An 8,129-nucleotide genomic window follows, 5' to 3' on the forward strand; every position below is an offset into this window, starting at 1 on the left:
CGCGGAGAGCGGCTACGCGTGCGAAAGCGTAGGGATGTGTGGGGTATTGGAGAAGAGAGTGTTCCTCCGGGGCCCCCGCCCGGTGTCGGCGCTCTACCGGTCACCGGGCTCACCGCCCCCGGCCGGCGTCCGGATGACCAGCAGGGCGACGTCGTCGTCGTTGTCGACGGGACGGGCGCGCTCCAGGAGCAGGTCGCAGAACACATGCAGGGGCCGGTGGGCGAGCGCCGCCGCGTGCTGGCGCAGCCGGGCCAGGCCCCGGTCGAGGGTGTGCCCCGGCGACTCGATCAGACCGTCCGTGTACAGCACGAGCGTGGACAGCGGCGGGAGCGGGGTGAGCGTGTCGGTGCGCGCCCGTATCAGGCCCGTGCCGAGCAGATGGTCGTGCTCCTCGTCCAGGAACCGGGACCGGCCGTCATGGGTGATCAGCAGGGGCGGCGGATGACCGGCGTTGGTCCACCGCAGCGCCCACTCCTCGTCGCTCCGCTCGACCCGGCCGAAGATCAGGGTCGCCATGGACGCCTCGGCCACGTTCACCACGGCCTGGTCCAGCCGCTCCACGATCGAGCTCGGCGGTTCCTCCAGGGCCCAGGCGTACGCCCGGAGCATGTTGCGGACCTGTGCCATCCCCGCTGCCGCGTCGATGTTGTGCCCGACGACGTCCCCGATGGCCACGGCCGTGGACCCGTCGGGGAGCGAGAACACGTCGTACCAGTCGCCGCCGACCTGCGAGGACTCCGACGCCGACTCATAACGCGCGGCCATCCGCAGCCCCGGCACCTCCGGCATCTGGGGCAGCAGATGGCGCTGCATGGTCTCCGCGATGTGCCGCTGACGCTGGTACAGCCGTGCGTTCTCCAGCGCCAGCCCGGCCCGGCGGGCGATGTCCTCCAACAGGGACAGCTCGGCATCGGCGAAGGTCCCCGGCCGGTCGCTGAGGCCCAGCGTGAGGGCGCCGAGCACCGCGCGCGGCCCGCGGATGGGCGCGATCGCCGCCGAGCGCAGACCCGTCTCCTGGAACAGCTTCTGCTGTGCGACCGCGATCCCCGAATCGGGTGGCCCCTGGTAGGTCTCGGGCCCGGCCAGCGCCGACGCCGCGCCGCGCAAGGCCCGGGACAGCGGCATGAAGGACTCCTCGTGCACCGGCGGCAGCGGGCCCTCCAACTCCTCGCGCCGCACCACGACGCCGTCGCGGTGGGTCGCCACCGTGGTCCGCCAGACGTCGTCGCTCTCGGTGATCAGGTCCACGATCGCCCAGTCCGCCAGCCGTGGCACCACCAGCCGGACCAGGCGCGCGACCGCCTCGTCGGAGTCCAGGGTGGAGGTCAGCCGGGTCGTCGTCTCGGCGAGCAGCGCCAGCCGGTCGAGCTGCGACAGCGTCGGCGAGTCGGCGGCCGGGGTCACACTGTTCCCCGGGTCGCTCTCGTAGAAGAGGACCGCCGCGCCGGTCGCGCCGTCGTCGAGCCGGCACGGTGTGACCAGCCAGGTCACCGGCAGCAGCGTGGCGTCTCCACGCCGGAACCACTCGCTGTCCCCGCCGCCCGTACGGCCGCTGAGGAACGCCTGCATCATCGAGCACGACGCTCGGGGCATCGTCTGCCCGAGGTGGTCGCGGTGCAGCAGGTCGTGGGCGTCGCGGCCGACGAGTTCGCCGGCCGTGCGGTCGAGAAGGGCCTCCGTCCGGGCGTTCACCGAGACGATGGCACCGTTGTCGTCCACCACGTACATGCCGGCGTGCAGGAGATCGGGCAGACCGTCCGGTGACCGCACAGCCGGGCCGGGCGGCTGCCGTTCGATGTGATCCGGACTCCACGCGCTCATGTTCGGGCTCCTCCGACTCCGGTCGCGGACGGGACTGTCGCATGCGCCGGGGGACGGATCCGCCGCACGTGCTGCACGCATTACCCCGTCCCCGACGACCTACGCGCAAAAGCCTCCGACCGCAGGTGGGAGTATGTCTCACGCCCTGCGGCCCGCCGCGCGCCGCGCACGAACGGCGACGCGTCGGGCACAGCCCGCGTCCTACGCGCGCGCCGCCGCATTCACGCCGCCGCATTCACGCCGCCGCCTTCAGGCCTGCCGACTCAGGCTGCGGACTCAGGCCTGCAGAGTAAGCCCCACCGGTCTCACGCCCGGCAGAGTAAGCCTCACCGGTCTCACGCCCAGCGGCGTGAGCCCCGCCGGTCTCAGGCCTGAGTGTGCCGTACGCACGCCGTGACCACCTCGCGCAGGCTCCCCGTCCGCTCCATCACCTCGCGCTGTACCCGGGCCCCGTTGCCGCGCCCCATCAGCTCGGCGACGGCGTCGCGGGCCCGCTCGGCGTCACCGTTGTCCACGAGGGCCTCCTCGACATGGTCGAGCAGTGCGCCGATCACCTCGACGGCGGGCCGGGGCCGCATCGTCACGGGGTCCAGGAGGTTCTCCGACGTACCGGAGCGGGCGGCCCGCCAGGTGGCCAGGCGCAGCAGTCCCGCGCTGTGCCCGAGGGGCTCCAGGCCGGCCCGCCACTCGCGCGCCGCGGTCTCCACGAGCCCCCGGGCGAGGGCCGCGACGAGGACCGCGGTGTCGGGGTGCAGACAGACGTCCGCGACCCGGATCTCGACGGTCGGATACCGCTGGGACAGGCGCGCGTCGAAGTAGATCATGCCCTCGTCGCGGACGACCCCCGTGGCGATCAAGTTCGTGACGCACTGGTGATACCGCTCCGCCGAGCCGAAGACGTCCGCCGGCCCGGCCATCGGCCACATGTCCCACACCTGGCTGCGGTAGCTGGAGTACTGGCTGTCCCGGCCCTGCCAGAAGGGCGAGTTCGCGCTCAGGGCCGTCAGGACGGACAGCCACGGCCGCATACGGTCCAGGACGGCGACACCCTCGTCGTCGGACTCGACGGACACATGCACATGGCAGCCGCAGACGAGCTGCACCTGCGTGGGCAGGCCGAACTCCCGCGCCATCCACAGATACCTGCTGTTCATGGTGATCGTCGGGCTCACCGGCAACGGCGACGTGGCCAGCGCCACGACCGCGCTGCCGAGCCCCTCGGCATGGCGCGCCGCGTCCTTGCGACAGCGGATGATCTCGGCCCCCAGGTCGGCCATCGACGACTGCGGGTGGGTGGCGAACTCCACCTGCTCGTCGTGGAGCTCCTTCTCGAACACGTCCTGCCCCGCCCCCTCCTGCGCGGCCCGCGCGAGCACCGCGGCAGCCCGCGCCTGCGGCTCGCCGGTCTCGGGATCGACCAGGAGGAGTTCCTCTTCCACTCCGACGGTACGCACGTCATCTGGCCCTTCTGCGCTAGGTGGTGACAGCCGTGTGCCCTCGGACGACGCCGGGACACCTCACCGGGCGGCGGGCGAGCCGTGTCCGTGTACGCGGCGACGGTCCGGGTACCCGTGCGGCGCTTCGGGAGCCGTGCCGGGCAGGCGCGGCCCCAGTCCGCGACACGGAGGAGGAGAACGTGACCAGCACCACCGAGACCGGCCGCGTGACCGGTACCGCCGACAAGGACTACAACCTGATCTGGTACGTCGAGGCCTGCCTGAACAACGCGCTGCGCCTCGAGTCGTACATCCAGGACGCGGAGCGGGAGAAGGACACCGAGGTGGTCGAGCTGTTCCGCAAGGCGCAGGCCGACAGCCGGAAGGGCGCCGACTTCGGCAAGCAGCTCCTGCGCCGACGCCTGAGCGACTGACGGCCCGTCCCGGGCCGCCCGCGGTTCGGGAGAACATCGGACACTCCGTTCCCGGCACAGCGCCATTGTGGGCACGGTCGAGGCCGTCACGCGAACCGGCGGGAGAGGAAGCGCCGAGGAACGGGGTGTCCGGCCACACCGGCCGGAAAAGACACCGGAAAAGACACCGGAAAAGACAAGGGCAAGGAGGTCACTCACTCCTTGCCACTCTCAACGTATAGCGCACTGGGGGGCTTGCGGCAAGACCCCGCCCGTACCGCAGAATCGCCGACCTGAGCGAGAACTGCGTACATGGGGGTTGAGATGATGGACGTGATCGTCGTCGGCGGCGGGCCGACCGGGTTGATGCTGGCGAGCGAGCTGCGGCTGGCCGGAGTGCGAACGGTCGTGCTCGAGAAGTTGACCGAACCGACGGGCGAGTCCCGCGGGCAGGGCCTGCACGCGCGCAGTGTCGAGCTGATGGACCAGCGCGGTCTGCTGGACCGGTTCCTCGCGGTCAGCGAGAAGTTCCAGGTCGGCGGTCTCTTCGGCGGCATCATGAAACCCTGGCCGGACAGTCTGGACACGGCGCACGCGTACGGCGTTGCCACCCCGCAGCCGGTCACCGAGCGGCTGCTCCTCGAGCGCGCCGTCGAACTCGGCGCCGACATCCGGCGTGGCCGCGAACTGGTCGGGTTGAGTCAGGCCGACGGGGACGGCGTGACCGCAGAGCTGGCGGACGGCACGCACCTGCGTGCCCGCTATCTCGTCGGCTGCGACGGCGGCCGCAGTGTGGTGCGCAAGCTGCTCGGGGTCGGTTTTCCCGGCCGGCCCGCCACGGTCGAGACGCTGCTGGGCGACATGGGGGCGACCGCGGACCCGGCGACGGTGGCCGCCGTCGTCGAGGAAGTCCGCAAGACCCAACTGCGGTTCGGCGTCACCCCCCTCGGGGACGGGAACTACCGTGTGGTCGTACCCGCCGAGGGCGTCGCCGAGGACCGTACGACCGCGCCGACCCTCGATGAGTTCAAGCAGCAGCTGCGGGCCCATGCGGGCACCGACTTCGGTGTGCACTCACCTCGCTGGTTGTCCCGGTTCGGCGACGCCACCCGGCAGGCCGAGCGCTACCGGGTCGGCCGGGTGCTGCTGGCCGGCGACGCGGCGCACATCCACCCGCCGACCGGCGGGCAGGGGCTCAACCTCGGTGTGCAGGACGCGTTCAACCTCGGCTGGAAGCTGGCCGCCGCGGTCAACGGCTGGGCACCGGAGGGGCTGCTCGACAGCTACCACGCCGAACGGCACCCGGTGGGCGCCCGCGTGCTGGACAACACCCGCGCGCAGATCACGCTGCTGGGGACCGATCCGGGCGCCACCGCGCTGCGGGAACTGTTCTCGAAGCTGATGGACTTCGAGGAGGTGAACCGGTACGTGACCGGGATGATCACCGCGGTCGACGTCCGCTACGACTTCGGCGAGGGCCACGACCTGCTCGGCCGACGGATGCGGGACCTGCAGCTGAAGCGGGGCCGCCTGTACGAGCTGACGCACGAGGGCCGCGGCCTGTTGCTCGACCAGACCGGCCGGCTCTCGGTGGCGGGCTGGGCGGACCGGGTCGACCACGTCGTCGACGCCGCCGAGGACCTGGACGCGCCCGCGGTGCTGCTGCGCCCCGACGGCCACGTGGCATGGGCCGGCGAGGACCAGCGGGAACTGCTCGAGCGACTCCCACAGTGGTTCGGCGCCGCCGCGGGCTGAGCGCGGTCGTACGGGGGAGGCGCGGTCGCTCGGACGGTTGTCGGGACCGTTCCGCAGCGCGGAGGATGCTGCGATGACTTCGCCTCCCGCAGTACGCCCGTACCGCCCCGAGGACCACTACGCGCAGTTCCGGCCGTCCACCTCTCCTGTTCGCCGAGCCACTGATCAAGTGGTCCACCCACGACCGCTCCGCCGGGCATCTGCTGCTCGGCGAAGTCGTCGCGACGGCCGGTCTGACCCTGCTGATCTTCGGCCTCAACCGTACCGACCGTCTGCAGTTCGCCCCCGTGGCCGTCGCCCCTTACATCGGCGCCGCCTACTGGTTCGCGTCGCCCACGTCCTTCGCCAACCCGGCGGTGACCATCGGCCGCGCCTTCACCGACACCTTCACCGACACCTTCGCGGGCATCGCTCCCGGCTCGCCGGCGGGGTTCATCGGCGTACAACTTGTCGGCGGCGTGGTCGGGCTGGCGTTGGTCGCGCTCATCTTCATGCCCGGACGATCGGCCGAATGAGTCACAGGACGCAGGTGGTGGTGTTCGGCGGCGGGCCCGCGACGACGAGGTCCGACAGGTCCCAGCCGTAGGAGCGGGAGTCCGCGGGATCCTGCCCGGCACAGAGGCGGAGTCCGTGCGGAGTGCTGCTGCCCCGCTGTGGGGGTGGGCGGGGCCGCGGCCGGGTTCAGCTCAGTGTCTGGGCGGCGTACAAGGCTCCGAGGGTTGCGGCGAGGGTGCCGAGCAGGAGGCGTAGGGCTCGTTCGGGCAGGCGGGGCTGGAGGCGGGCGCCGAGGTAGCCGCCGATCAGTCCGCCGGTGCCGGAGGCGAGGCCGAGCCACCAGTCGGGGGCCACGTCTCCGGAGCTCACGCAGGACAGCAGCGTGTAGGCGGCGGCGCCGACCAGGGAGGTGGCGAAGGTGGCGGCGAGCGCTGCCGGGGCCACACGGGCGACGGGCAGGCCGCGTCCGGCGAGGATCGGGCCGAGGAGGGAACCGCCGCCGATGCCGTAGATGCCGCCGACCACTCCGACCACCAGAGCGAGGCCGGTCAGCGTGCGTGGCGGCAACTCGCCTGCGGGCGGCGGGTGGTGGTGGGCCGGGGCAAGGGCCCGTAGGCACAGCCACAGGCCGAGCGGCAGCAGCAGGGTGGCGATCAGGAGGCGGAAGACGTCGGGACCGGGGAGGGCGAAGACGCGGATGGCGGCGCCGAGGACGACACCCGGCAGGGTGCCCAGGACCAGGCGCCGGGTGAGATCGCCGCGCAGGGCTCCGTCGTGGCGGTAGCGCCACAGGGCGCCGGGGCCGGCGACGACGTTGTACAGCAGGTTCGTCGGGGTGACCGCCGGGTTGGGCACGCCGAAGACGCTCAGCTGGACCGGGAGGAGGAACACCGCGCCGGAGACGCCGACCGGGGCGGTCACGGTCGCGATCAGCAGGCCGGCGGCGAGCCCTGCCAGCACTGTCCAGTCCACCGTCGCCCTCCGCATCCCCCGCTTCCTAGATCGCCCGGCCAGTATCGGCGCCCCGGTGGGCAGCGGGGCGGTCTGCAACGAGATGTTCATGTGGTCCCGGGCTTTCGCCCGTCGAACGGTACACATGCCGGTCGAGTCGTCATCCGGAACTGCGCCGACAAGAGGGCCGAGTCTCGCTCCTCGTTCATGGGAGGTGCCGCTGGGGTGGTCGGCTCGGGCCACGGCCCGCGGGCGGCAGCACGGTCCCGGCCGTCGCGCGGCTGGTGCACGCGGATACAGCCGACCGAAATCGATGGACACCTGGGGCCAGATCGCTCTAGCCTCCCCACGGTCAAGGTCCACACGTTTTAGCGGGGTGCATCTGATGACGGTCCAGGCAACGTCGGTCAGCTACGGCCGACCGTCCTCCGTGAACGCCATGACCTCATCGAACGCAAGGATTCCCGCCAGTGGATCTTCCACGCTTCATCACCATCCAAGAGAGCAGTCACCGCATCCACAACCCGTTCACCAGTGACAAGCTCGCCACCCTGGGCCAGGCGCTGAACCTGGCACCCGGGACGCGCGCGCTCGATCTCGCGTGTGGATCGGGCGAGTTGCTGATCACCTGGGCTCGTGACCACGGCATCACCGGGACCGGGGTGGACATCAGCACGGTGTTCACCGCGCGTGCCCGCACCCGCGCCGCCGAGCTGGGTGTGGCCGACCGGGTCGACTTCATCCACGGCGATGCCGCCGGCCATGTCACCGACGAGCCGGTCGATCTCGCCGCGTGCATCGGCGCCACCTGGATCGGAGGCGGCCTGATCGGCACGGTCGAGTTGCTCGGCCGCAGTCTTCGGCCCGGCGGCCTGATGCTGATCGGCGAGCCGTTCTGGCGTCGGGAACCACCGAATCAGGAGGCCGTCGAAGCCTGTCACGCCGGCAGCAGGGCCGAGTTCGGGCTGCTTCCAGAGCTGATCGAGCAGTTCGCCGACCTCGGCTACGACCTCGTGGAAATGGTGCTGGCCGATCAGGACAGCTGGGACCGGTACCGGGCGGCACAGTGGTTCAATCTCCGCCGCTGGCTGGACCATAACCCCGACGACGAACTGGCCGCGGAGGTGCGGACCGAGCTGGCCACGACACCCGCCCGCTACGCGCGGTACGAGCGTGAGTACCTCGGCTGGGGAGTCTTCGCACTGATGGGCCGCTGACGGTCGATCAGTGCGGGTGCGGGCAGCATGCTGCCCGCACC

Annotated in this window: 6 protein-coding genes and 1 pseudogene; 4 read left to right on the forward strand and 3 right to left on the reverse strand. The window is 71.5% G+C overall.

Translation table 11 applies throughout. The features are described 5' to 3' along the window. Window positions 1-93: 93 nt before the first annotated feature. Both ACFU53_RS14145 and ACFU53_RS14150 read right to left on the reverse strand, forming a co-directional pair. Entirely contained in the window at window positions 94-1,821 is a 1,728-nt protein-coding gene (locus ACFU53_RS14145; RefSeq protein WP_383990693.1) for a SpoIIE family protein phosphatase, read from the reverse strand. Window positions 1,822-2,186: 365 nt separating this feature from the next. Next, window positions 2,187-3,275 carry a glutamate--cysteine ligase gene (locus tag ACFU53_RS14150; protein WP_383990696.1) on the reverse strand — a complete coding sequence of 363 codons (1,089 nt, stop codon included), beginning with the start codon at window positions 3,273-3,275 and terminating at the stop codon, window positions 2,187-2,189. 182 nt (window positions 3,276-3,457) lie between these two features. Here ACFU53_RS14150 and ACFU53_RS14155 point away from each other — a divergent pair, with 182 nt between their 5' ends. The 3 genes and pseudogenes from ACFU53_RS14155 to ACFU53_RS14165 form a co-directional block, all read left to right on the forward strand. Continuing rightward, window positions 3,458-3,691, forward strand: coding sequence for a hypothetical protein (locus ACFU53_RS14155; protein ID WP_383990699.1), 234 nt, complete (start codon window positions 3,458-3,460; stop codon window positions 3,689-3,691). Between the two features lie 303 nt (window positions 3,692-3,994). Further along, the gene (gene rox / locus ACFU53_RS14160) at window positions 3,995-5,425 is read left to right on the forward strand and encodes a rifampin monooxygenase (protein WP_383990716.1); all 1,431 of its coding nucleotides are present in this window, start codon (window positions 3,995-3,997) and stop codon (window positions 5,423-5,425) included. Window positions 5,426-5,571: 146 nt separating this feature from the next. Next, window positions 5,572-5,940 (forward strand): annotated as a pseudogene (locus ACFU53_RS14165) (aquaporin family protein); the annotation flags it as partial. 166 nt (window positions 5,941-6,106) lie between these two features. On the opposite strand, the gene ACFU53_RS14170 reads toward ACFU53_RS14165, so the two are convergent. After that, window positions 6,107-6,892, reverse strand: a complete 786-nt coding sequence (locus ACFU53_RS14170; protein ID WP_383990701.1) for a sulfite exporter TauE/SafE family protein — start codon at window positions 6,890-6,892, stop codon at window positions 6,107-6,109. Window positions 6,893-7,341: 449 nt separating this feature from the next. On the opposite strand from ACFU53_RS14170, the gene ACFU53_RS14175 reads away from it, so the two are divergent. After that, window positions 7,342-8,088: an SAM-dependent methyltransferase gene (locus tag ACFU53_RS14175; protein ID WP_383990704.1), complete on the forward strand. Its 747-nt coding sequence runs from the start codon at window positions 7,342-7,344 to the stop codon at window positions 8,086-8,088. Window positions 8,089-8,129 lie beyond the last annotated feature (41 nt).

It is taken from the genome of Streptomyces sp. NPDC057474, from assembly GCF_042802555.1.
In the GTDB taxonomy this organism is placed as follows: Bacteria; Actinomycetota; Actinomycetes; order Streptomycetales; family Streptomycetaceae; genus Streptomyces.